Source organism: Arthrobacter antioxidans, assembly GCF_023100725.1.
GTDB classification, from domain to species: domain Bacteria; phylum Actinomycetota; class Actinomycetes; order Actinomycetales; family Micrococcaceae; genus Arthrobacter_D; species Arthrobacter_D antioxidans.
The window spans coordinates 1,483,224-1,507,529 of sequence record NZ_CP095501.1; the positions used below are offsets into that span (position 1 = coordinate 1,483,224).

Annotated in this window: 19 protein-coding genes and 1 pseudogene; 8 read left to right on the forward strand and 12 right to left on the reverse strand. The window is 70.3% G+C overall.

The features are described 5' to 3' along the window. Positions 1–128: 128 nt before the first annotated feature. A complete protein-coding gene (locus MWM45_RS06785) occupies positions 129–566 on the forward strand; it encodes an RDD family protein (RefSeq protein WP_247828792.1) in 438 nt (145 codons plus the stop codon). 66 nt (positions 567–632) lie between these two features. Here MWM45_RS06785 and MWM45_RS06790 read toward each other — a convergent pair whose 3' ends face one another. The 4 genes from MWM45_RS06790 to MWM45_RS06805 form a co-directional block, all read right to left on the reverse strand. Then, a complete protein-coding gene (locus MWM45_RS06790) occupies positions 633–1,385 on the reverse strand; it encodes a DUF4191 domain-containing protein (RefSeq protein WP_247828794.1) in 753 nt (250 codons plus the stop codon). 71 nt (positions 1,386–1,456) lie between these two features. Beyond that, complete coding sequence (lipA, locus tag MWM45_RS06795; RefSeq protein ID WP_043446934.1) at positions 1,457–2,458, reverse strand: lipoyl synthase; 1,002 nt, start codon at positions 2,456–2,458, stop codon at positions 1,457–1,459. After that, positions 2,455–3,192 carry a lipoyl(octanoyl) transferase LipB gene (gene lipB, locus MWM45_RS06800; RefSeq protein WP_247828796.1) on the reverse strand — a complete coding sequence of 246 codons (738 nt, stop codon included), beginning with the start codon at positions 3,190–3,192 and terminating at the stop codon, positions 2,455–2,457. Before lipB ends, lipA begins: the two co-directional genes overlap by 4 nt. A 101-nt stretch (positions 3,193–3,293) precedes the next feature. Continuing rightward, positions 3,294–3,668, reverse strand: a complete 375-nt coding sequence (locus MWM45_RS06805) for a hypothetical protein (protein WP_247828797.1) — start codon at positions 3,666–3,668, stop codon at positions 3,294–3,296. A 134-nt stretch (positions 3,669–3,802) separates the two neighbouring features. Between MWM45_RS06805 and MWM45_RS06810 the strand changes: the two genes are divergently transcribed. Continuing rightward, positions 3,803–5,914: a serine/threonine-protein kinase gene (locus MWM45_RS06810; protein ID WP_247828798.1), complete on the forward strand. Its 2,112-nt coding sequence runs from the start codon at positions 3,803–3,805 to the stop codon at positions 5,912–5,914. 19 nt (positions 5,915–5,933) lie between these two features. Here MWM45_RS06810 and MWM45_RS06815 read toward each other — a convergent pair whose 3' ends face one another. The 5 genes from MWM45_RS06815 to MWM45_RS06835 form a co-directional block, all read right to left on the reverse strand. Continuing rightward, complete coding sequence (locus tag MWM45_RS06815) at positions 5,934–6,830, reverse strand: TIGR01777 family oxidoreductase (RefSeq protein ID WP_247828799.1); 897 nt, start codon at positions 6,828–6,830, stop codon at positions 5,934–5,936. 143 nt (positions 6,831–6,973) lie between these two features. After that, the gene (locus MWM45_RS06820) at positions 6,974–7,405 is read right to left on the reverse strand and encodes an OsmC family protein (RefSeq protein ID WP_043444871.1); all 432 of its coding nucleotides are present in this window, start codon (positions 7,403–7,405) and stop codon (positions 6,974–6,976) included. A gap of 128 nt (positions 7,406–7,533) precedes the next feature. Further along, positions 7,534–9,351, reverse strand: coding sequence for a 2-oxoglutarate dehydrogenase, E2 component, dihydrolipoamide succinyltransferase (gene sucB, locus MWM45_RS06825; protein WP_247828800.1), 1,818 nt, complete (start codon positions 9,349–9,351; stop codon positions 7,534–7,536). A gap of 153 nt (positions 9,352–9,504) precedes the next feature. Further along, positions 9,505–10,887, reverse strand: a complete 1,383-nt coding sequence (lpdA, locus tag MWM45_RS06830) for a dihydrolipoyl dehydrogenase (protein ID WP_043444875.1) — start codon at positions 10,885–10,887, stop codon at positions 9,505–9,507. Between the two features lie 279 nt (positions 10,888–11,166). Beyond that, a complete protein-coding gene (locus MWM45_RS06835; protein WP_247828801.1) occupies positions 11,167–12,714 on the reverse strand; it encodes a leucyl aminopeptidase in 1,548 nt (515 codons plus the stop codon). A gap of 174 nt (positions 12,715–12,888) precedes the next feature. On the opposite strand from MWM45_RS06835, the pseudogene MWM45_RS06840 reads away from it, so the two are divergent. The 4 genes and pseudogenes from MWM45_RS06840 to MWM45_RS06855 form a co-directional block, all read left to right on the forward strand. Continuing rightward, positions 12,889–13,782: pseudogene (locus MWM45_RS06840) on the forward strand (proteasome assembly chaperone family protein); the annotation flags it as partial. Positions 13,783–13,990: 208 nt separating this feature from the next. Beyond that, complete coding sequence (locus tag MWM45_RS06845) at positions 13,991–15,322, forward strand: MFS transporter (protein WP_247828802.1); 1,332 nt, start codon at positions 13,991–13,993, stop codon at positions 15,320–15,322. A 90-nt stretch (positions 15,323–15,412) separates the two neighbouring features. Continuing rightward, positions 15,413–16,831, forward strand: a complete 1,419-nt coding sequence (locus MWM45_RS06850) for a DUF4192 family protein (RefSeq protein ID WP_247828803.1) — start codon at positions 15,413–15,415, stop codon at positions 16,829–16,831. A gap of 309 nt (positions 16,832–17,140) precedes the next feature. Further along, positions 17,141–18,349, forward strand: coding sequence for an RNA polymerase sigma factor (locus MWM45_RS06855; RefSeq protein WP_043444885.1), 1,209 nt, complete (start codon positions 17,141–17,143; stop codon positions 18,347–18,349). A 184-nt stretch (positions 18,350–18,533) separates the two neighbouring features. Here the strand turns inward: MWM45_RS06855 and MWM45_RS06860 are convergent, their stop codons facing one another. After that, positions 18,534–18,755: a DUF7455 domain-containing protein gene (locus tag MWM45_RS06860; protein WP_043444887.1), complete on the reverse strand. Its 222-nt coding sequence runs from the start codon at positions 18,753–18,755 to the stop codon at positions 18,534–18,536. 263 nt (positions 18,756–19,018) lie between these two features. Between MWM45_RS06860 and MWM45_RS06865 the strand changes: the two genes are divergently transcribed. Beyond that, positions 19,019–21,124 (forward strand): DNA gyrase/topoisomerase IV subunit B, encoded by a 2,106-nt coding sequence (locus MWM45_RS06865; RefSeq protein WP_247828804.1) that lies wholly within the window; start codon positions 19,019–19,021, stop codon positions 21,122–21,124. A 7-nt stretch (positions 21,125–21,131) separates the two neighbouring features. Here the strand turns inward: MWM45_RS06865 and MWM45_RS06870 are convergent, their stop codons facing one another. Both MWM45_RS06870 and MWM45_RS06875 read right to left on the reverse strand, forming a co-directional pair. Continuing rightward, complete coding sequence (locus MWM45_RS06870; RefSeq protein ID WP_247828805.1) at positions 21,132–22,124, reverse strand: M56 family metallopeptidase; 993 nt, start codon at positions 22,122–22,124, stop codon at positions 21,132–21,134. Between the two features lie 8 nt (positions 22,125–22,132). Next, on the reverse strand, positions 22,133–22,501 hold the full coding sequence (locus MWM45_RS06875; RefSeq protein ID WP_043444893.1) for a BlaI/MecI/CopY family transcriptional regulator: 369 nt from the start codon (positions 22,499–22,501) through the stop codon (positions 22,133–22,135). A 223-nt stretch (positions 22,502–22,724) separates the two neighbouring features. Between MWM45_RS06875 and MWM45_RS06880 the strand changes: the two genes are divergently transcribed. Further along, positions 22,725–24,299 (forward strand): cytochrome ubiquinol oxidase subunit I, encoded by a 1,575-nt coding sequence (locus MWM45_RS06880; RefSeq protein ID WP_247828806.1) that lies wholly within the window; start codon positions 22,725–22,727, stop codon positions 24,297–24,299. The last annotated feature ends 7 nt before the right edge of the window (positions 24,300–24,306 follow it).

Consider the following 24,306-nt stretch of genomic DNA (forward strand, 5'->3'; position numbering starts at 1 on the left):
GGGCAGTTTCTCGCTGGTGTCGCCGTTGTTTCCGGGACGTTACATGAGGGGAAGTGCGCTTCCTACCCTAGCGCGTTCGCGAGGTCGGGGGCATAATGCGGCCGCTTGCCGCCGGGTAGGCTGGAGGCGTGGTAAGTAGACATGACATCGGCTCGTGGATGGAAGGCCCCTCGCCGTCGGGCAACCAGCAGTGGCCCGGCCAGCGGCTCGGACGGCCCGCATCGGGTCCCGGGTCGATCGCCCGGTTCCCGCCGAGGGCCGCGGCGCTCCTGATCGACTGGGTCCTCTGTTCGCTGCTGTCCGCAGCGTTCTTCGACTACGACTCCTTCGCCACGCTGTACATCTTCCTCATCGAACAGATCCTGTTCGTCGGCTTCTTCGGCTACAGCATCGGGCATCGCCTGCTGCGCATGCAGGTGCAGACTCTGGACGGCCGGCCTGCGGGCTACCTCACCGCGATCATCCGGAGCGTGCTCCTGTGCCTCGTGATCCCGGCACTGATCATCGACGCGGACCAGCGCGGGATCCACGACCGGGCGCGAGGCACCGGACTCTTCCGCATCTAGGCGGAAGCGGCGGGCCGGACGCAGAAGAGCCCCTCCCATCGGGAGGGGCTCTTCGTCCGTCGAGGGTCAGCGTCCGCGCATCGCCTTGCGGTCAGGACGGGCCTTGAACGGATCCACGCCCTTGGGGATCGGCAGCTTCGTCCCGAGGGCACTCAGTCGCTTGTCGACGGCCGACACCTCCTGCTTGGTGAGGGTCTTCTTGAGTTTCTGCACGGTCTTCGGGAGCTTGGACAGGGGGACCTGGCGCTCGTCGCGACCGGTCTCGATGACGTGGATGGGCACGTTCGGGATGATGCGGGCCATCTTGCGCTTCTCGCCGTCCACGAGCTGCTTGACCCGGGTGGACGGGCCCTCCGAGACGAGGATGACTCCCGGGCGGCCGATGACGCGGAACACGGCGTCCTGGGTGCGCGGGTTGACTGCGACGGGCTGCTCCTGGAGGATCCAGCCGCGCCGCAGGACGCTCAGGGCAGCACCGGCCGCGCCCGGCTTCCCCTCGATCTGGGAGAACGCCGCGCGTTCGGCCCGACGGGACAGGATGAAGATCGCCGCGAGGAACGCGAGCGGGATGGCGATGATCATCAGGGTGATGACGTTGTCGATCAGCAGCCCGATCAGCAGCCCCAGCGCGATGATGCCCACGAACGCCAGCAGCATGAACCAGACGACGCTCGGATCGTTGCGCCGCGTCATCTTGAAGACCTCGGAGACCTGCTTCATGCGGCCGGTCTTCTTGGGGCCCTTCGCGGCCTTCGGCTTGCGCGAGAAGAGACGGCGTTTGGGCGTGGGGGAACCGGAAGGATCGATCGTGTGCGACATAGTTCTTCGATTCTACGGGATGGCGGAGGAGCGGCGGCCGGACTGCCCGCCGTCGTGGACGGCGGGCGACGTCAGCCGGCGAGGAGCGAGGACGCTTCCTGCAGGGCGGATCCGGACTCGTCCAGGTGCGCGAGTTCCGGGGGGAGCTCGAGGCCCTTCTTGCGCATGGCGCGTGCCCAGAGGCGGCCCGCGCGGTACGACGAGCGCACGAGGGGGCCGCTCATCACGCCGAGGAAACCGATCGCCTCGGCCTCCTCGCTCAGTTCGACGAACTCGGCGGGCTTCACCCAGCGGTCCACGGGGAGGTGGCGCTCGCTCGGGCGCAGGTACTGCGTGATCGTGATGAGGTCGCAGCCGGCGTCGTGGAGGTCGCGGAGGGCCTCGGAGATCTCCTCCCTGGTCTCGCCCATCCCCAGGATGAGGTTCGACTTCGTGACCATGCCGCGGTCGCGCCCCTGGGTGATGACGTCGAGGGAACGCTCGTACCGGAACGCCGGGCGGATCCGCTTGAAGATGCGGGGGACGGTCTCGACGTTGTGCGCGAAGACCTCCGGGGCGGCATCGCAGATCGCCGCGATGTGCTCGGGGCGACCGGAGAAATCGGGGATCAGGATCTCGACGCCGGTGCCCGGGTTCATGCTGTGGATCTGCCGGATGGTCTCGGCGTAGAGCCAGACACCCTCGTCGGGCAGGTCGTCCCGCGCGACGCCCGTGACCGTCGCGTAGCGCAGGTTCATCGACTGCACCGACTGGGCGACCTTGAAGGGCTCACTGCGGTCCAGGGGCTGCGGCTTGCCGGTGTCGATCTGGCAGAAGTCGCACCGCCGGGTGCACTCGGAGCCGCCGATGAGGAACGTGGCCTCCCGGTCCTCCCAGCACTCGAAGATGTTGGGGCAGCCTGCCTCCTCGCAGACGGTGTGCAGGCCCTCCTTCTTCACCAGGTTCTTCATGGCCACGAATTCCGGGCCGATGTTGACCTTGGCCTTGATCCAGTCGGGCTTTCGCTCCACCGGTGTCTCGGCGTTGCGCGCCTCGACGCGCAGCAGCCGGCGGCCCTCGGGTGCAAGACTCACAGGGAAGCTCCTTCTGGCTGGTTCTGGACGGGGCCGGGCGTACCGCCGGCTCCGGCAGGGTCGTGGTCGGGTGCTTCGGCGTCATCCTTGCCCACCAGCACCGCCTCATTCTTGCGCAGTTCGGCCTCGATCGACGAAACGAGATCGGCCGGTGTGACCGTGCGGCCGCATTCGGCGGAGATGGTGGTGACTCCGGCGTCCGCGATGCCGCAGGGGACGATCTGCTGGAAGGGCGCCAGATCGTTGCTGCAGTTGATGGCGAAGCCGTGCATGGTGACGCGGTTCCTCACGCGGATCCCGATGGCCGCGATCTTGCGGGCGGGCTGCGTGTCGGTCTCCGCGAGCCAGACCCCGGACCGCCCGTCGATCCTGATGCCGTCGATCCCGAGGGGGCGCAGGGAGGCGATGATGACCTCCTCCAGGGTGTGGACGTAGTCGGCGACACGCGCCGGATCCCGCAGCGCGAGGATGGGGTAGCCGACCAGTTGTCCCGGGCCGTGCCAGGTGAGTTTCCCGCCGCGGTCGACGGCCACGACGGGAGTGCCGTCGAAGGGCCTCTCGTGATCCTCGGTGCGTTTGCCCGCCGTGTACACGGCGGCGTGCTCGAGGAGGAGGACGGTGCTCGGTGCGGCGCCCCCCACCACCCGGGCGTGGAGTGCCTGCTGCATCTCCCACCCCTGCGTGTACTCGATGTAGTCCGGAGCGAGGCCGACGCGCGACAGCACAAGAGTCATGGGACAAGCCTAGTCCTGCGCGGTGACACCTTCCTGCCGCAGGCCTCCTGGTCCCGGCCGCTCGGCCTGCAGGGTCAGCACAGGGTGCCGTGCGGGTGGCCTTACGGGTGGCCGTGCTGGTGTTCGGGCCGGCCGGGGAGGTCGAAGGTCGCGCCGAGGCGGACCAGCCGCCAGTCCGTCCCGGCACGGCGCACCTCGAAGTGGAGGATCGGGGACACGGGGCCGGTCTGGGCCTCGAATCTCCAGAAATCGGCCCGCCACGGGTGGATGGGCCGCACGTCCTCCGATCCTGCCGGCGTCGAGGGCAGTGCCCGCCACGTGGACCAGTGGCGGCGCGGGCCCACCACCTGCCACAGGGAGCCGCGCCAGCGCAGCCGGCAGGGCTGCGGGACGCCGTCGACGTCCTCGAAGGCGAGCCCGACGGTCTCGTCCACCGGACGCCAGGCCTCGGTCGTGTCATCGGGAGTGCGTTCCATGATCACCTGTCTCCTCCGGAACCGTTCGTTAAAAATAGAACAAATGTTCTAGTGATGCAATCGATTCCGGGGGTCAGTCGTCCCGGGCTGTGGATAACGCCGAGGGCAGCGTCACGGTGGCCTAGAACTGAACCATGGACGAAGACACCCGATCCACGCCGACGGGATCATCAGCGGACGTCACGGCGGGCACCCCGGCGGGCGCTGCGGTGAGGGCCGCCGCATCGTCGTCGGGCATGCCGGACGACGCCTGGAACACCGATCCCGACGGCGCGGAGCGGCCCGCTGTCCCGGGGCTGCGGGTCGGACGCCTCCTGGGCCGGGGCGGTTCCTCCGCGGTGTGGCTGGTGACGGACGACGGCGGACGGCGCTTCGCGCTCAAGGTGATCACGCCGGTTCCGCCGGGTCCCGCGGAGGGACGTGGCGGGCAGCGCGCTGCGGCGCCGACACGTCGCGGGAGACGCGCTGCCACCGGGGCCGCGCCGTTCGTCGCGGCAGCGCCCGCGCCCTCGTCGGGCACCGGCCGCCGCGCGGGCACGGGCGCGCGGACAGGCGGCGACGGGGCGGACGTGCTCGCGCGCGAACTGACGCTCCTCCAGCGCTTCACCCATGACCACCTCGTCAGGGTGCACCGCCTCGTCGGGACGGACCAGGGCCCCGGGCTGCTGATGGACCTCGCCCCGGGCGGTTCGTTGCTCGGCCTCGTGACGAGTCGCGGCCCCCTGCCGGTCCCCGAGGTCGTGACGGCCCTGGTCCCGGTGGCGCAGGTGCTCGGCTACCTGCACGGCGCCGGAGCCCTGCACGGCGACGTGACACCGGGGAACATCCTGTTCACGGCCGAGGGCAAGCCGCTCCTCGGCGATCTCGGGACGGGGCGCCTCCTGGGGGCCGAGCGTGATGGCCACGCGGGGACACCCGGCTTCCTCGATCCGCTCCACGACGGGTCGTTCGACGCCGGCGCCGACGTCTTCGCCCTGGCGGCCGTGGCCTGGTTCGCGCTGACCGGCCGGGTCCCCGGACCCGCCGAGCAGCGGCCGCCCCTCGCACTGATCGTCCCGGAGATACCGCGGGAGCTCATGCAGCTCATCGAGGATGCGCTGAGCTCCAGCCGGGACCGGCGCCCCACCGCGGACGACTTCGCCCGCGGCCTGCTGGCCGGCGCCACGCCGGTCCCCGTCGACCTCGTTCCGGCCGTGCATACGAGCGTCCTGCCGGAACTGCTGACCCGGCGCGCGGACCCTCCGCCCAGCGCTCCGCCGTCCCGATGGACGCGGCTGGCCGGCATCCGCCCGCGCTCCGACGGGGGAGTACCCGGAGCGCCCGGAGCCGGGCGGGGACGACGCCCCGCAGGGGGGCGCCCGCGGGAAGCACTCCTGTGGGCACCCGGGCCGGGAGCACGCCCGTTTGAAGGACGCTCGCGAGAACCGCTCCGGGGCGCAGGGCAGGCCTCCGCCCCCCGACGGGCGGCGCGCCAGCAGGAGTCGGGCCGTACAGGGCGGGAGCGACGCACCCGGGGCGTGCTGGCGATCCTGGCGGGAGTGGCGGCGGTCGTGCTGCTCATCGCGGGGATGGCCCTGACCGTCGACGTCGTCCGTTCCGCGGAGCCCGCGGCCGACAGTGCACCCGGTGCCGTGCCCGGTGCCGTTCCCGACGCTGCTCCCGGCGCCGCCACCGATGCGTCGCCGTCCGGTGCCGGGTCCGACCGTGCGGATCCCGTCCCGACGGACCGGACCGAGGCAGGCGGCGGGGACGACCCGCCGGGAGCGGACCCGGGCCGGGCCGCGCCGGCCGCCGATCCCGCCGCAGCGCTGGACGGCCTGGCCGCCGTGCGCGCGCGGGCCTTCGCCGAGGCCGATCCGGACCTGCTCGCGATGGTCGACGTCGAGGGGTCCCCTGCGATGGCGGTGGACCGTGAAGCGGTCGGGGCGCTCGCGGAGACGGGCAGGACCCTCCGTGACCTGTCGATCGACATCCGGGACGCGGCCGCCCTGACGGACGCGGAGCTGGCGGGCCTCCCGGCGCTCGCGAGCCTGGCGGCGGTCACCGACCCGCCCCCGACCATCGAGGTGTCCGTGGTCCGGGCGACGGCGGCGCTCTCCTCCTACACCGAGACGGCGGCGGGGACGGGGCCGCCGCGGTCCGGGCCGAGCCCGCTCACGGCGGCCGGTCGGCAGGAGCTGATCTTCGTCCTCTGGAGTTCCGCCGACGGCTGGCGGATCCACTCCGTCGTCGCGCCGCCCGCCTGAGGCGTGGTGCCCGCAGGGTTCAGGACGTCACGGTGCGGTGCACCCAGGCGGCGAGGGCCTCCGGTGTGGGCTCGCCGAAGGTGAAGCCGGCCCGGGTCAGCGCGCGAGGCTCCATCCGGGAGCTGACCAGCAGGAGTTCGTAGGCGAGCTGCCCGATGACGGTGGTCAGGATCGGGCCGGGGACGCGGAACCACACCGGCCGGTGAAGTGCCTCGCCGAGGTGCAGGGTGATCGCATCCAGGGTCGCGGGCGCAGGAGCGCTCAGGTTGACCGGCCCCGACAGCGGTGCCGTGAGGAGGAACTCGAGCGCCCTGACCTCGTCGTCGAGGCTGATCCATGGCCACCACTGGCGGCCGGAACCGAGCGAGGTCCCGGCGAAGAATCGGATTGGGGTCAGCAGTTTGGGCAGCGCGCCGCCCTTTTCCGACATGACGATCCCGGTGCGGGCGAGCACGACACGGACGGTGTCGGGAGCGCGGAGCGCTTCGGCCTCCCACCGGCGGCAGATGTCGGCGAGCAGCGTCCCGCCGGAGGACGAACCCTCGGTCAGCACCTCGTCACCGCGGTCCCCGTAGTAGCCCGACGCGGACTGGCTGATGAAGACAGCGGGCGGGTTCGCGGCCTTCCGCATCGCGTCGACGAGCGTGCGGGTGGGCAGGATACGCGAGGAGTAGAGCGTCTCCCTGTAGCTCCTCGTCCAGAGTCCGCCCGCGATGCCCGCCCCGGAGAGGTTGATGACGGCGTCCGCCCAGTCGACGGCGTCGACGTCGAGCTCCCCGGCGGAGGGGTGCCACCGGACCTCCTGCGGACCCTTTGGAGCCCTGCGCACCAGGCGTCGGACCTCATGGTTCGTCTCGAGCTGGCGGATGAGGGCAGTACCGATGGTCCCGGACGCGCCGGCGAGGAGGATGCGCATGGTCCCATCGAACCACTTGTCACGGGGGATCGGTACCGGAGCCGACTGCGGGGGTGGCCGCGAGGCGGGGCCGAGGGAAGGCCGGTCGCGACGAAGGACCCCGGACGGCGTCCGGGGTCCTTCGCATCACGGGGCGGGAGGGCTCAGCCCTGCAGCGTGGCGGTCAGGGAGATGTCCTTGACCGCGGCCAGCGCCTGCGACACCGGGCAGCCCACCTTGGCGGCCTGGGCCACGCGCTGGAAGTCCTCCTCGGACAGTCCGGGCACGGTGGCGTCCAGCGTGAGGCGGATGGCGGTGATCCCGGTCCCCGGCTGGAAGTCCACCTCCGCCTTCGTCTCGACGCGCTCCGGGGTCTTCCCCTCCTCGCCGAGGGCGTTGCTGAAGGCCATCGAGAAGCAGGCGGAGTGCGCGGCGGCAATGAGCTCCTCGGGGCTCGTCTTGCCTCCGGACTGCTCGGCGCGTGCCTTCCAGGTGACGTCGTAGGTGCCGAGGCCTGAGGAGTCGAGCGAGACCTGCCCCGAGCCCGAGGCGAGGTCCCCGCTCCAGACGGTATGGGCTGTGCGAACGGTAGCCATGGTTCTCCTTGCTGTCGAACGGGCGCGGGGGTCGCGTCCGGTGCTTCGGTCCCATCCTAGGGAGCGGGAGGGAACGGGAGAAGCCGCCCCCTCACGGGAAGCGGCTTCTCCTGCGTTCAGGGTGGGCGTTACAGTCCGAGCTCGGCCTCGAACGCGCCGCCTTCCAGGCGTGCCTTGAGCGTCTGCAGGAAGCGGCCCGCGTCCGCGCCGTCCACCAGACGGTGGTCGTACGTCAGGCTCAGGTACATCATGGAGCGGATCGCGATCGTGTCGTCGCCGTCCGGGCCGGTGATGACCACGGGACGCTTGACGATGATGCCCGTCCCGAGGATGCCTACCTGCGGCTGGTTGATGATCGGCGTGTCGAACAGGGCTCCGGCGGACCCGATGTTCGTGATCGTGAACGTGCCGCCCGAGAGCTCGTCCGGGCCGATCTGACCGTTGCGGGTGCGTGCGCCGACGTCGGCGATCTTCTTGGCCAGGCCGCCGAGGTTGAGGTTGCCGGCGTCCCTGATGACCGGGACGAGCAGGCCCTTCTCGGTGTCGACCGCGATCGCCAGGTGCTCGGCGTCGTGGTACGTCACTTCCTTCTTCTCCTCGTCGAAGGAGGCGTTCAGCTTGGGGTGCTGCTTGAGCGCCTCGGTGACGGCCTTGGAGAGGAACGGCAGGAAGGTGAGCTTCGCGCCGTTCTGCGCCTGGAAGGAGTCCTTCGACGCGGTGCGCAGCTTCGCGATGCGGGTCATGTCGACCTCGATCACCTGGGTGAGCTGGGCGGACACCTCGAGCGACTCGCGCATGCGCTTGGCGATGGTCTGGCGGATGCGCGGGGCCTTCTCGACGGTGCCGCGCAGCTTCGAGGGCTCGACGGCGGGTGCCGCGGGCTTCGACGGTGCGGCGGCGGCGGGTGCCGGCGCGGCGTCGGCGGCTGCGGGCTCGGCCTGCGGGGCCTTCTTCGCCTCCGCTGCCTCGAGGACGTCCTGCTTGCGGATGCGCCCTCCCACGCCGGTGCCCTTGACGGTCGAGAGGTCGACGTCGTTCTGGTTGGCCAGGCGGCGGACGAGGGGCGTCACGTAGGCTGCGGCGTCCGAGCCTCCGGACACCTCCGCCGGTGCGGCTTCGGCAGCCGGCTCCGGGGCAGTCTTCCCGGCGGGCTTGTCCTCGGCCGCGGCGGGCTTCGGGGCGGGGGCGTCGTCGGGCGTGGAGGCCTGCGGGGCCTCCTTCGCGGGGGCGTCGTCGCGTTCCTCGGCGGGTGCTGCGGCCAGCGGTTCGCCCGCTGCGGCCTCGGTCTTCCTGGGCGCGGCAGCCCCCGACCCGATCACGGCGAGGACGGCGCCGACCTCGGCGGTCTCGTCCTCGTTCACGCGGATCTCCTGGAGCTTGCCGGCGACGGGGGAGGGGATCTCGGTGTCGACCTTGTCGGTCGAGACCTCGAGGAGGGGCTCGTCGACCTCGACGTCGTCGCCGACGGCCTTGAGCCAGCGGGTGACGGTGCCCTCGGTGACGCTCTCGCCGAGCGCGGGGAGGGTGACCTCGGTGCCTTCGGACGAGTCCGCGGAGGGCTCGTCATCGGAGGACTCCGCTGCCGCAGGAGCGGCTTCGGGCTCTGCGTCGGGCTCTGCGTCGGGCTCGGCGGGAGCCTCCTCGGCGGCCGGAGCGGCGCTCGCATCGGCACTGCCCGTATCGGTGCTGCCCCCATCGGCGCTGCCGGAGCCGTCGCCGATCCGCACGAGCGGGGCGCCGACCTCGGCGGTCTCGTCCTCGGCGACGAGGATCTCCTCGATCACGCCCGCGATCGGTGACGGGATCTCGGTGTCGACCTTGTCGGTGGAGACCTCGAGGAGGGGCTCGTCGACCTCGACACGGTCACCGACCTGCTTCAGCCAGCGGGTCACGGTGCCTTCGGTGACGCTTTCACCGAGAGCGGGCAAGTTCACGGATTCAGACATAATGCGCCCGTTTCTCCTTCGTAGATCGTTCCTTGGCAGCTGGTCGACGCGCGTGGCGTGCTCAGCTGGACGTGCTCGGGTTTCCTGGTTCCGAGCTTAGTCCACGCCCTCGGGGCGTGGACCAAGCCGGGGTGGTGCCTGAGGTGTTGCGCGTCAGCCGTGCAGCGGCTTGCCGGCGAGGGCGAGGTGGGCCTCGCCGAGGGCCTCGTTCTGCGTGGGGTGCGCGTGGATGAGCGGGGCCACGTCCTCGGGGTACGCCTCCCAGTTGACGATGAGCTGCGCCTCGCCGATCTGCTCGCCCATGCGGCTGCCGAGCATGTGGACGCCCACGATCGGGCCGTCCTTCTCGCGGACGAGCTTCACGAGGCCGCCGGTGCCGATGATCGAGCTCTTGCCGTTGCCGGCGAGGTTGTACTCGTGCGTCTCGACGCGGTCGTCGCCGAACTTCTCGCGTGCGGCCTTCTCGGTGTAGCCCACGGATGCGATCTCGGGATCGCTGTAGGTGACCTTGGGGATGTTCAGGTCGGCAACGACGACGGGCTTCAGGCCGCCGATCTCCTCCGCCACGAAGATGCCCTGCTGGAAGCCGCGGTGGGCCAGCTGCAGGCCGGGGACGATGTCGCCGATCGCGTAGATGTTCCCGACGCCGGTGTGGAGGCGCTCGTCGGTGATGACGAAGCCGCGGTCCAGGGTGAGGCCGGCCTCCTCGTAGCCGAGGTCCCGGGTGACGGGTCCGCGCCCGACGGCGACGAGCATGAGGTCCGCCTCGAAGGTCTTGCCGTCCTCGAGGGACACCACGACGCCGTCGTCGTTCTGCTCGACGGACTTGAACCGGGTGCCGGTGTTGAACTTGATGCCGCGCTTCTTGAACGCCCGTTCGAAGTTCTTGACGATCGAGGCGTCCTCGTTCGGGACGAGGGAGGGGAGGGCCTCGATGATGGTGACGTCCACGCCGAAGGACTTCCAGACGGACGCGAACTCGCAGCCGATGACGCCGCCGCCGAGGATGATCGCCGTCTTCGGCACGAAGTCCATGGTGAGGGCCTGGTCCGAGGTGATGACCTTGCCGCCGATCTCGAGGCCGGGGAGGCTGCGCGAGAAGGAGCCGGTGGCCAGGACGATGTGCTTGCCGGTGTAGACCGTGCCGTCGACGTCGATGGTGTTCTCCGACGCGAGCTTGCCCGAGCCCTCGATGACCGTGATGCCCTTGGACTTGATGAGTCCCTGCAGGCCGCGGTACTTGCCGGCGATGATGCCGTCCTTGTATGCGTTGACGGCGTTCATGTCGATCGACTCGAACGTGGCCTTGACGCCGTACTTCTCGGCGTCGCGGGCGCCGTCGGCGATCTCTGCCGAGTGCAGGAGCGCCTTCGTGGGGATGCAGCCGTTGTGGAGGCAGGTGCCGCCCAGCTTGCCCTTCTCGATGAGCCCCACGGTGAAGCCCAGCTGCACCGCGCGGAGAGCCGCAGCGTAGCCGCCGCTGCCTCCACCCAGTACCAGGATGTCGAATTCTTGCGCAGTTGCCGATGCGGCCACTTGGACGCTCCCTCGCGTGGTCTGTTGACGCGCAGGGCGCGTCGGTTGATAGATCGGTTGATGAATCGAGAACTGGTGCGGTCGCGGTGCGGTCGCAGGTGCTTCGTACCCTCGTTTTTCACCCTATCCCCAGATGTCATCGGCATCCACTTGAAGCGCGGGCGCTACGCACCGCAGTTCGCGGATGTGCCCATTCTCACCCGGGCCGTGGAGGGCCGGTGGAGAGGACGGAGAAGGGGTCGAGGGGCGCCGGGCCTGCGGCTCGGCGCCCCTCGCAGGCTACGCGGTGCGGGCGAGCACGTCCTCGACGTACGCCAGCAGGGTGCGGACCCCGACGCCGGTGCCCGCCTTCGGGGTGTAGCCGTACGGCGCACCCTCGTTGAAGGCCGGCCCGGCGATGTCCAGGTGCGCCCAGGGGATCTTCTCGCCGTCGACCTGGCCGACGAATTCGCGGAGGAACACCGCGGCGGTCATCATGCCGCCGTTCCGCTCGCCGATATTGGCGATGTCCGCGACCTGCGAGTCGAGGCTGGGCCGCAGCTCCTCGGGCAGGGGCATGGGCCAGAACTGCTCGCCCGCGCGGTCCGCCGCGGCCTTCACAGCGTCGCGGACGCCGTCGTCGCCCATGACACCGGAGACACGCGTCCCGAGGGCGATCATCTGCGCGCCCGTCAGCGTCGCGATGTCGATGATGGCATCGGGTGCCTCCTCGCTCGCGGCCGCGAGGCCGTCGGCGAGGACCAGGCGGCCCTCGGCGTCGGTGTTGAGGACCTCGACGGTCCGCCCGCCGTAGATCGACAGGACGTCCTCGGGGCGCTGCGCGGTCCCGGAGGGCATGTTCTCGGCCAGGCACAGCCAGGCCGTGACCTTGGCGGGCAGGCCCAGTTCGGCGACGGCGATAAGCGTGGTCAGGACGACGGCGGCGCCCGCCATGTCCAGCTTCATGGTCTGCATGCCCGCGGCGGGCTTGAGCGAGAGTCCGCCGGAATCGAAGGTGATGCCCTTGCCCACGAGGGCGAGGTGCACGGCGGACCGGGCGGGGGAGTACTCCACCTTGACCATGCGCGGGGGCCGCGAGGATCCCTTGCCGACGCCGAGGATGCCGCCGTAGCCGTCACGCTCGAGGCGCTTCTCGTCCATGACGGTGACCTTCACGGGGAGGCCGCGGGTGAGCTCCTTCGCGGCCTGCGCGAACGTCTCCGGGTAGAGGTGGCTCGGCGGCTGGTTCACGAGCGTGCGTGTGGCGTTGACGTTCTTGCCGAGGATCACGGCGCGCCGCAGCGCGGGGGCCAGGTCGGCGTCGTCCGCGACCGGCGTGTACACGACGACGCTGCGGACGGCCTCCCTGTCCTTCGGCGGGGCGACCGTGCCGTCGGGCTTGATCCCGGACTTGTGCCCCTCGTAGCTGTAGGCGCCGAACGCGGCGCCCTCCGCGACGGCGGTCGCGGCCGCCACGGTCTCGGCCGGCAGGGCGAGGACGACGGTCTCCAGCCCGGTCAGCTGGCGGATCGCGGCGCCCGCGGCGCGGCGCAGGGTCTCGGGTGCGAGGACCTCGCCGGCGGCCACGGGTCCCACGCCGGAGAGCACGAGCGAATCGGCGCCGGTCTCGGGGAGGCCGGGGAAGCGGCGCACCTCGTCCGCGGCACCCGTGATGCCGAGGACCTGGAGGGAGTCACCGAGGGCGCGCGCGGCTTTGGCGGGCAGGGGACTGTCGAGCAGGACGGGCCCGTCGGTCCCCTTGGCGACCGCGATCACGAGCGCGTCGCTCGGGATCTTCCTGAGGTCCTTCGCGGAGGCGGTCAGGTGTAGTTCGGTGGTTCTGATCACGGAATCTGTCTCCTCGTGTCCGGCTGGGTGGTCCGGATCGGCGTTGCGGGTGCTCCCGGTATCCGGTGGTCCGGGAACCGTCCTGACGATCGTAGTCTCTACCCCGCGACGGCCCGGAATGAAGCCGGCGCGGGTGGTGTTGAGGAGAGCAGGACCTGACCGGAGGAGAGAGCCATGCTGGATCCACGAACCCTGTACACCACCGACACCGACGTCTTCGACGACCCCGGGAGCAGGGGGCTGCCCCTGCTGGTGAGCCTGACCGGCTTCATGGACGCCGGGCAGGTCGTCTCGCAGGTCAGCGAGGAACTCCTCGAGGTGCTCGAGCACGAGCCCGTCGCCGAGTTCGACGCCGACCAGCTCATGGACTACCGCGGCCGCCGCCCGAAGATCACCTTCGCCGAGGACCACCTGACGGACTACCGGCCGCACCGGCTCGAACTGCACCGCCTGTACGACGGCCTCGGCGAGCCCTTCCTGCTGCTCACCGGCGCCGAGCCGGACCTGCAGTGGGAGCGTTTCGCGAGCGCCGTCGTCGGACTCGTCGAGGAACTGGACGTGCCGATGACCTCGTGGATCCACGCGATCCCGATGCCCGTCCCCCACACGCGGCCCATCGGCGTGACGCTGCACGGCAACCGGTCCGACCTCATCGACGGCATGAACGCCTGGCGGCCCACGGCCGAGCTGCAGGCCTCCATCGGACATGTGCTGGAGCTGCGCCTGATCGAGGCCGGGCACGACGTCGTGGGGCACGTCATCCACGTACCGCACTACCTCGCCGAGGCCGAGTACCCTCCCGCCGCCGTGGCGGGCCTCGAATACCTGGGCGCGACCGCCCGGCTCGTCCTTCCCACCGACCGCCTGCGGGAGACCGGGCGCGACGTCGAACGGCAGATCGCCCGGCAGGTCGGGAACTCCACCGAGGTGCAGTCCGTGGTCGCCTCCCTCGAGAAGCGCTACGACGAGTACGCCGACGGCGTCGCCCGGAAGTCGCTGCTGGTCAAGGACAACAGCGAGCTCGCCAGCGCGGAGGAGCTCGGCGCCGCGGTCGAGGCCTACCTGGCGAGCCCGCAGGCGGAGGAGGAGTCCACGCTGCTCTGGGACACGGAGTTCCTGGGGACCACGCCCATCGACTACGACCGCTCCAGCACCGACGACGACGGCTCCGGCAGCGCGGATGCCTCCCCCGGGACCGGGGCGGCGTCGAAGCCCGGCGCCTCCGACGGACACGACGACGGACCGGGCGGCGCGTCCGCCACGGGATAATGGGCGGGTGAATTCTTCGCGGGCACTCCTGGTCTGGGCGGCGGGGGTCGTGGCCTACCTGGTCGCCGTCACGCAGCGCACCACCTTCGGCGTCGCCGGCCTCGAGGCCACGGACCGCTTCAGTGCCTCGGCCTCGCAGCTGTCGATCTTCACCGTCGTCCAGCTGCTCGTCTACGCCGGACTGCAGGTGCCGGTCGGTGTCCTCGTCGACCGCTGGGGTCCCCGGACGCTGATCGTCGCCGGCGGCGTGCTCATGGCGCTGGGGCAGGCGCAGCTGGCCTTCGCGGATTCCGTGGGAGCCGGCATCGTGGGCCGCCTGCTCGTGGGGGCGGGGGACGCCATGACGTTCATCAGCGTGCTCCGGCTGCTCCCCGCGTGGTTCGAGCCGCTCCGCATCCCCGTCCTGACGCAGTGGACGGGGATCATCGGCCAGCTCGGGCAGGTGGTCTCGGTCATCCCGTTCGTGGCCGTGCTGTCCGTCTTCGGCTGGCAGTCCGCCTTCCTCTCGGCCGCCGCCCTCTCGGTCCTCGCCGTCGTGCTCTCGGTGAGCCTGATCCGGGACTCGCCCGTCGCCGGCACGCGGAGCGCCCAGACCATCCGGGAGACCGGCACGTCCCTCGCCGCCGCCTGGAAGCAGCCCGGCACGCGGCTCGGCCTGTGGACGCACTTCACCATCCAGTTCCCCGGCACCGTCTTCGTCCTCATGTGGGGCTACCCCTACCTGGTGCGGGCCGAGAAGGTGGGTGAAGGCGCGGCGTCAGCCCTGATGACCCTGTTCGTCGCGGTCGGGATCGTCTGCGGTCCGCTCCTCGGCCGCTACGTGGGCCGGCATCCCCTCCGGCGGTCCACCATGGTGCTCGCGATCGCCGCCCTGATGGCCGTGGCCTGGCTCGCGGTCCTCGTCTACCCGGGACCCGCACCCCTGCCGCTCCTGACCCTGCTGGTGGTGGCGCTCGCCGTGGGAGGGCCGGGGTCCATGATCGCGTTCGATTTCGCCCGCACGTTCAACCCCGCAGCACGCATGGGGACCGCCACCGGGATCGTCAACATCGGCGGCTTCATGGCGTCCCTGCTCACGATGTTCGCCATCGGGACCGTCCTCGACCTCCTGCTCGGCAACGGCTTCTCGCAGGGGGACCTGTACGCGCTGCCGTCCTTCCGCCTCGCGATGTCCGTGCAGCTCCTCGTCCTCGCGGTCGGCGCCACCGCCGTCGTCGTCGCACGGCGGAGGGTCCGCCGGAGGATGGCGGAGCAGGGGGTCGTCGTCCCACCGCTCCGTGACGCCCTCGCCCGGGAACGCCGGCGCCGCCGGGAGCGGAGAGCAGCCCGGAACCGCTAGGGCGGCCTCCGCGCCCTCGCCGCGGCCGCGGTTGTCCACATAGGCCGGAATCCCGGTGCGTTCCACCGGCGACGCGAGGACGCTGGCGGCATGTCATCTCCCGCGAGCCCCGCACCGGGCACCCCAGCGTCACCGTCCTTCGTCGTCACCTCACCGGCCGACATCCTCTCCTACATCCCCCATGCCCTCGGATTCATGCCCCGCGAGAGCCTGGTGGTCCTGACCACCACCGGCAGGAGGCTCGGAGCCACGCTGCGGGTGGACCTCCCCGAGGCCGGGGCGGATCCGTTCGGGTTCGCCGACGGCGTGCTCTCGTTCCTGCAGGGTGACGCCGACGCGGATGGCACGCTCGTCGTGGTGTACACCGAGGAACGCTGGGAGAGACGCACCCTGGCCCCGCGCAGCGGGCTGGTGCGGACCGTCGAGACGGTCCTCGATGCCGCGGGCCTCCCCGTCCGCGGGGGCTGGCTCGTCTCGCGGTCCGGGTGGCGCGACGTGTTCTGCACGGAGGAGGAGTGCTGCCCCTGGCCCGGGCAGCCCCTCGACACCGTGACGCTCAGCGCACTGAACGCCGAGCTGATCTTCGGCGGAAGCGCCTTCGACGCATCCGCGCCCGACGCCGTCCTCCGGGCCGCACCCTCCGTCGCCGCGCAGGACGGAGGATCGGGGGCGTCGGCCGCGACGATACGGGCCGTCGAAGGCGCGCAGGCGCACTATGCCGCGTGCTGCGCGGGCCGGTGGACGGCGCCCGACCAGTTCCGCGCGACGTCCGCGCTGTGGGACGCCGTCCTGCCCTGCGCAGGGGAGTTCGGCGTGGAGGCCGAGCCCGACGTCGCGGGCTTCCTCCTCGCGAGCGTCGAGTCCCGTGCGGTCCGCGACTTCCTCCTCGCCAGTGCGTGCCTCGGCTCCGCGGCAGCCCTCGATGGGGCGACCGGCTGCGGGTTGCTCGAGCCCGGCCCGCCAGCCGGCACCCCGTCGACGGCGGAGGGGTCCCCGATCGCCGCCGCGCGGGTCCTGCCGGACGTGCGGAGCGGCGGCCCGCTCCAGGATGCCGTCGCCGCACTCCGGGCCGCCGGGGTCGTCATCGGTCCCGAAACCTGTCCCGGAACCGGTCCCGACGCCGAGCCGGCCGGGTCGCCGTCGGCAGGGCCTGCATCCTGCGGGGCCGAGGCCCTGCTCTATGCGGATGTGCTGGCCGGCAGGCACTCCGGCGCGATCGCCTGGGACCGCGTCGATGCGATGAGCATCCTCCTCGCGCGGCTCGCGGCGGTATCGGACGGCGAGTCGCGTGCCGCAGCCCTGACCATGAGCGCCTGGTTCGAATACGCGAGGGGCCGGGGGTCACGCGCGGCCGTCTTCCTCGACGCGGCGGAGCGGGCGGTGCCCGGCTACCGCCTCGCGCGCCTGCTGCACGAGCTCCTGCGCCGCGGAGGGCTGCCGGCCTGGGCCCGGAGCCGCGCGACCGCCTGGACCACGGGGGCAGCGGCCGCCCTCCATGACGCGGCCTGAGTCCGGAGGGCCGGCAGGACCGGCGGAGCCACGGGCCGGCAGCCGACCGCCGGGTGATTTCCGGCGCGGTGGCGACCCGTGAGACAATCGGAGTTGAGACCCGGTTGGGTCCGTGCACCAGAACTTCACCGAGCGTTTCCACGCGGGTCCTTGCCGAGAGGCGAGTCCGAGGGAATAGCGAGGGCTGCAGGACCGTTCCCTTGGGAACTGACCCGGCAGTGTTCATCTGGTATCGAGCGCGGACTTGACAGGGTCATAGTGGTGTTGTCCCTCTGACGATGCCACACACCGCCGTACGAAAGGTTCTCTGTGTCGGTCAAGAAGACAGCAGCACCGGCGTCGTCAGACGCTGGTACCACCACTACCAAGCGACGGGTCGCGGCCAAGAAGCCCGCCACCAAGGCCGCTTCGGCCGCTGCAGCGAAGGCCTCCGCAGCGGACGCCCAGGGTTCCGTGGACACCGTCGACACAACGGATCCCGCCGTCGAGGTCGACGTCGATGCCGAGGACGCGAAGCCCGAGACCCCCGAGGTCGGGACGAGCACCGGCTTCGTCTACTCCGACGCCGACGACGACGACGCACCCGCGCAGCAGGTCGTGTCCGCCGGTGCCACCGCGGACCCCGTCAAGGACTACCTGAAGCAGATCGGCAAGGTCGCCCTGCTGAACGCGGAGCAGGAAGTGGACCTGGCCCTGCGCATCGAGGCGGGCCTCTTCGCCGAGGAGAAGATCGCCGCGGATCCGGACATGGATCCGAAGCTGAAGCGCGAACTCGAGTTCGTGATCCACGACGGCAAGCGGGCGAAGAACCACCTCCTCGAGGCCAACCTCCGCCTCGTCGTGTCGCTGGCCAAGCGGTACACCGGGCGCGGCATGCTCTTCCTGGACCTGATCCAGGAAGGCAACCTCGGCCTGATCCGTGCGGTCGAGAAGTTCGACTACACCAAGGGCTTCAAGTTCTCCACCTACGCGACCTGGTGGATCCGCCAGGCCATCACCCGCGCCATGGCGGACCAGGCCCGCACCATCCGCATCCCGGTGCACATGGTGGAGGTCATCAACAAGCTGGCCCGTGTCCAGCGGCAGATGCTGCAGGACCTCGGGCGCGAACCGACCCCGGAGGAACTCGCTCTCGAACTCGACATGACGCCGGAGAAGGTCGTCGAGGTCCAGAAGTACGGCCGCGAGCCCATCTCCCTGCACACGCCGCTCGGCGAGGACGGCGACTCGGAGTTCGGTGACCTGATCGAGGACTCCGAGGCCGTGGTACCGGCGGACGCCGTGAGCTTCACCCTCCTGCAGGAGCAGCTCCACTCGGTGCTGGACACCCTCTCGGAGCGGGAGGCGGGCGTCGTGGCCATGCGCTTCGGCCTGACCGACGGACAGCCGAAGACGCTGGACGAGATCGGCAAGGTCTACGGCGTCACGCGCGAGCGCATCCGCCAGATCGAGTCGAAGACGATGTCGAAGCTGCGCCACCCCTCCCGGTCCCAGGTCCTCCGGGACTACCTCGACTGACCGTCCGGGCATTTTCGACGAAGGGTTCCTCCCGCCGGGAGGGGCCCTTCGTCATGGGAGCAGGAGTCCGGACAAGCCCCGGCACGAGGAAAGGCCCGCTCCATCGGAGCGGGCCTTTCCTTGTCCGTCAGCGCCTGTACACGGGGCGCCTCATGGTGTTCGTGGTCGGTGGTCCCTGGGGCGATCAGTCGCCTGCGAGGGCCGGCTTCGCGTGAAGCCGCTGGGTCTCGTCCTGCCACTCAGAGGTGAGCGGCTTGAGGTTAGCTTCGACGGCGCGCGCATGGTGGCCGCAGAACAGAAGCTCTCCACCGGAGGACTGAAGGACTGCCCGAACATAGGCCTGGGCGCCGCAGCGGTCGCAGCGGTCCAGGGCAGTGAGCTCGCGAGTGGCTACTGCAGTGGTCATGAATGCCTCCTCATGTGGATCGTGTATTCATATAACCACTATTCGTGGCCGCACCTTCGCAGGCTTGGCCCCCTTTCGCTGGCGGCGTATCAGGGGTATGGGTCACATCGTCGGCGATGGAGGCGCGGGGGCGGGTGCTCTCGGTGCGGCCCCTGCCGGTCACTGTCGGCGGGAGGTAATAAACTGGAGCGACCCATCCCGGCAACCACCCTCCTGACGCCTGTCCTGGATCGTGCCCGTTCCGCCAAGGAGACTGACTCACCGTGACCCCCACCTCGGACTACACCGCCCGGCACCTCTCGGTCCTCGAGGGACTCGAGGCGGTGCGCAAGCGCCCCGGGATGTACATCGGGTCCACGGACTCCCGCGGCATCATGCACTGCCTGTGGGAGATCATCGACAACTCGGTCGACGAGGCGCTGGCCGGCCACGGCCAAAGCATCACGGTCATCCTGCACGCCGACGGCTCGGTGGAGATCCACGACGACGGCCGTGGCATCCCCGTGGACATCGAACCCAAGACCGGCCTGACCGGCGTCGAGGTGGTGTTCACCAAGCTGCACGCCGGCGGCAAGTTCGGCGGCGGCTCCTACACGGCCTCCGGTGGCCTCCACGGTGTCGGCGCCAGCGTGGTCAATGCGCTGTCCTCCCGTCTGGACGTCTTCGTCGATCGCGGCAGCAAGACCTACGCCATGTCCTTCCGCCGCGGCGAGCCCGGCCTCTTCAAGGACGGCAGGACGCCCTCGCCCACCGCACCGTTCGAACCCTTCCTCGACGGTTCGCGCCTCGAGGTCGTCGGGACGGCCAAGCGCGGTGTGACGGGAACCCGCATCAGGTACTGGGCCGACCGCCAGATCTTCACGCCGGACGCGACGTTCTCCTACGAAGAACTGCAGACCCGAGCCCGCCAGACGTCCTTCCTGGTGCCGGGCCTCCGCATCACCCTCCGGGACGAGCGGAAGCTCCCGGGCACGCCGGCGGAGGCCGGCCCCGTTGAGGAGGTCTTCCAGCACGACGGCGGCATCTCCGAATACGCCGAGTTCCTCGCCCTCGACACCGCGGTCACCGATGTGTGGCGCTTCCACGGGTCGGGCCGCTTCAAGGAGTCCGTGCCCGTCCTCGACGACCGCGGGCACAGCCAGATGGCGGAGGTGGAGCGCGACTGCGAGGTGGACATCGCGCTGCGCTGGGGTATCGGCTACGAGACGACGGTCCGCAGCTACGTCAACATCATCGCGACCCCCAAGGGCGGCACGCACCAGAGCGGCTTCGAGCAGGCGCTCCTGAAGACCTTCCGCAAGGTCATCGAGGCCAACGCGCGCAAGCTCAAGGCCGGCACCGACAAGATCGAGAAGGACGACGTCTTCGCCGGGCTGACGGCCGTGCTCACCGTGCGCCTCGCCGAGCCCCAGTTCGAGGGCCAGACCAAGGAGATCCTCGGGACCTCCGCCGTCCGGGCGATCGTCGCGAAGGTGGTGGAGAAGGAGCTGCAGGCGCGGCTGTCCTCCTCGGCGCGGAACGACAAGGCTCAGTCGGCGCTGCTGCTCGAGAAGGTCGTCGCGGAGATGAAGTCCCGTATCTCGGCGCGGGTCCACAAGGAGACGCAGCGGCGCAAGAACGCCCTCGAGACCTCCTCCATGCCCGCCAAGCTCGCGGACTGCCGGATCGACGACGCCGAGCGGTCGGAACTCTTCATCGTCGAGGGCGACAGCGCGCTCGGTACCGCGAAGAACGCCCGCTCCTCCGACTACCAGGCGCTGCTGCCCATCCGGGGCAAGATCCTCAACGTGCAGAAGGCGTCGGTGGGGGACATGCTCTCCAACGCCGAGTGCGCCGCCCTCATCCAGGTCATCGGGGCGGGCTCGGGGCGGAGCTTCCAGCTGGACGCGCGGCGCTACGGCAAGGTCATCCTGATGACCGATGCCGACGTGGACGGCGCCCATATCCGGACGCTGCTCCTGACCCTCTTCTTCCGGTACATGCGCCCGCTGGTGGAGGCCGGCCGGGTGTACGCCGCCGTCCCACCGCTGCACCGGGTCGAGGTCATCAACGGAGGCTCGAAGGCCAACGAGATGATCTACACCTACTCGGAGGCGGAACTCACGCGGCTCCTCGCGGCCATGGAGAAGCAGGGGAAGCGCTACAAGTCGCCGATCCAGCGCTACAAGGGGCTCGGGGAGATGGACGCGGACCAGCTCGCGGAGACCACCATGGATCCGCGGCATCGGACCCTGCGGCGCGTGCGCATCCAGGAGGCAGAATCCGCGGAGCGCGTCTTCAACCTGCTGATGGGCAGCGACGTCGCCCCCCGCAAGGACTTCATCGTCGCGGGCGCGGCATCCCTCGACCGGGACCGCATCGACGCCTGACGGGTGCTCAGCCGAGCAGTTCGGGGGCCACCAGGAGCAGCGGAGGCACCACCAGCAGCAGTCCGGCGGATGACAGGGCCAACCCCTGCTGCATCCGGCTGAGGGGCGGTAGGGGAGTGAGCAGCCGGCGCAGGCGCGGTACCGTCGACGCCCCGTCGGCGGTCCCGCCGGACACCGCCCTCGCGGTGGTCAGGGGGATCCCGCTCTCGTCGCCCAGTGAGTCATCGAGTGCATCCGGAGCCGACGGCGCCGCCCCCGCGCCCACGATGGCGATCGCGCGCACGAGCGTCGGCTCGTCCACGTGGCGCAGGGCCTCGTCATCGGCGAGCATCTCGATCAGTTCGCTCACGGCCTGCTGGGCGAGCCGGGACGTGGGCAGCCACGGCAGTGCAGACCGCCAGGCGGCGAAGGCCCACAGCAGCAGATGGTGCCGCTGGTGCAGGTGCGCATGCTCGTGCGTGAGGACGGCGTCGAGCTCCGCCTGGCTGAGCAGGTCCATCAGCCCGTCCGACATCACCGTGACGGAGCGTGCCCCGCCCGGCAGGCAGTAGGCCACCGGCGTGGGGTGCCTGATGACGAGCGTCGCGGGCTGGCCGACCGCGGGGGAGCTGAGGAGGGTGAGCATGTCCCGGTGTCGCCGCCGCTGCCGGTGGATGCGCACGAAGGTCAGGGCCAGCGTGAAGACGAGGTGCCCGAAGAGGAGGATCGCGGCGCTGATCGCGAAGACGTGGATGACGCCGAGGGATTCGGCCGACCTGTCATCGAGCAGGATGTCCAGGAAGGCCGCCGACGCCTGGACGAGGTTGTCGCCGAGCGGCTCCAGGCCCCAGACCAGCATGGCGCCAATCATCGACAGACCGCCGGCCAGGGCTATCGACTGCCACAGCAGCATGGCCGTGAACGGCGCCCTCGCCGGCCAGTCGGCCCGGGAGAGTGCGATGGGTGCAGGCCACGCGAGGATGATCGCGAGTGCCGCGAGCAGGTAGGAGGCCCAGAACACGGGGCGGGTCAGCTGCCGCCGAGCAGCTTGCGCAGGGTCTGGGCTTCGGCTTCCGACACGCTGCCGATGAAGCGGGCGAGGACGGCTTCACGGTCCGGCGCGGTCACGAGTACCTCATGCATGAGTTCCGCCGTGTGGTCCTCGCGGCTGGTGACGGACATGTACCGGTGCGGGCGGCTGTCCCGTTCCCGCGTGACGAGGCCCTTCTTCTCGAGCCGCGACAGGACGGTGAGGACCGTCGTGACGGCCAGTTCCCGTCCCGCTTCGCCGAACGGCGCCTCCGCGATGGCGTCCCGCAGCTCGTTGGCGGTCATCGCCTCCGGTGTCGTCCACAGCAGGTCCATCACCGTGCGTTCCAGGTCTCCGAGCGTTGCCATGGTCTTTCCTTCAATCGATCGCGATCCGCGCCCCTCGGGGGGCGGGGATGCACTCCCGGGAGGGAATGCTCACGCGTGGTACCTCTAACGTACAACGTCCCGGCCCACAATTCTACTCTGTGTAGAAGAGTCTCCGACTTGTTCTACGATATGTAGAACAACGAGTTCTACATCCCGTAGAAGTCCCGTCGACATCGACGCGATGCACTGCTGAAAGGGCCCGATGGAAGCCTTGGAGATTGCCCGCTGGCAATTCGGAATCACGACCGTCTACCACTTCATCATGGTCCCCCTGACCATCGGACTGGGGCTGCTCGTGGCGGTCATGCAGACCCTCTGGTACCGCACCGGCCGGGAGCACTACCTCCGGATGACGAAGTTCTGGGGGAAGCTCTTCCTCATCAACTTCATCGTCGGCGTCGCGACGGGCCTGGTGCAGGAGTTCCAGTTCGGCATGGCGTGGAGCGAGTACAGCCGCTTCGTCGGCGACGTGTTCGGAGCGCCGCTCGCCATGGAGGCGCTCCTGGCCTTCTTCGTCGAGTCCACCTTCCTCGGCCTCTGGATCTTCGGCTGGGGGCGGCTTCCGCGCCTGATCCACCTGCTCTCGCTCTGGACGGCGGTGCTCGCGTCCGTCTTCTCCGCGTACTTCATCCTCGTCGCGAACTCGTGGATGCAGCATCCCGTGGGCGTGGAGATGGTCGATGGCAGGCCCGTCATGGTCGATGCCTGGGCGGTCTTCACCAACAACACGGCCCTGGTCGCCTTCCCGCACACCCTCTTCGGCTGCCTCGCCGTCGCCGGGGCCTTCCTCCTCGGCATCAGCTGGTACCACCTGTGGAAGAGGCGCCACGACGGGCTGGACGCGCTCGGCCCCGACGGGAAGGTCGTCGTCGGTGACGGCGGCGGTGCGCGGGATGCGGCGGATCACACCGTGTGGCTCCGCTCGGCACGGGCCGGCGCCGTCGTGGCCATGATCGCGTTCGCCGGCACGGGCATCACCGGCGACCTGCAGGGCAAGCTCATGTTCGAGCAGCAGCCCATGAAGATGGCGGCCGCCGAGGCGGCGTGCCACGACGGCACGGGGTTCTCCCTCCTGTCCGTCGGCAACCTCGGATCGCAGAGCTGCGACGACATCGTCGCGGTCGTCGAGGTCCCCGGAGTGCTGTCCTTCCTCGCCAACGGTGATTTCACCACCGAGGTCAAGGGCGTCAACACCCTCCTGCCCGAGTACCAGGAGCAGTACGGCACCCACCTGCCGGACGATCCGATGTACGGGGACCTGGCGGGCTCGGAGATCGACTACCTGCCGGTCATGGAGGTCACCTACTGGGGCTTCCGCATCATGATCGGGTTCGGGGCGATCGCCGCGGCGGCGGCCGCGGCCGCCCTGTGGGTCCTGCGGAGGGGCACCGTCCCGGAATCGCGGTGGCTCATGCGCCTGGCGGTCTTCGGGATCCTCGCGCCGTTCGGGGCGAACATCGCGGGCTGGGTCTTCACGGAGATGGGCCGGCAACCGTTCGTCGTCGCGCCCAATCCTGACGCGTCCGGCATCGACGGCGTCTTCATGTTCACCGCGGCAGCGGTCTCGCCCGGCGTGTCCCTCCCCGAGCTGGTCACCTCGCTCGTCCTGCTGACCCTCGTGTACGCCGTCCTCCTCGTGGTCGAGGTGAAGCTGCTCTTCACCTACGTCCGCGGCGGCACCGCCTCCGCGATGCCCGAGCTGACCCACTCCGATGACACCGAGGGGTCCGACGGCGGCAGGAAGGACGACGGCGATGTCCTCGCATTCGCGTACTGACCGGTCC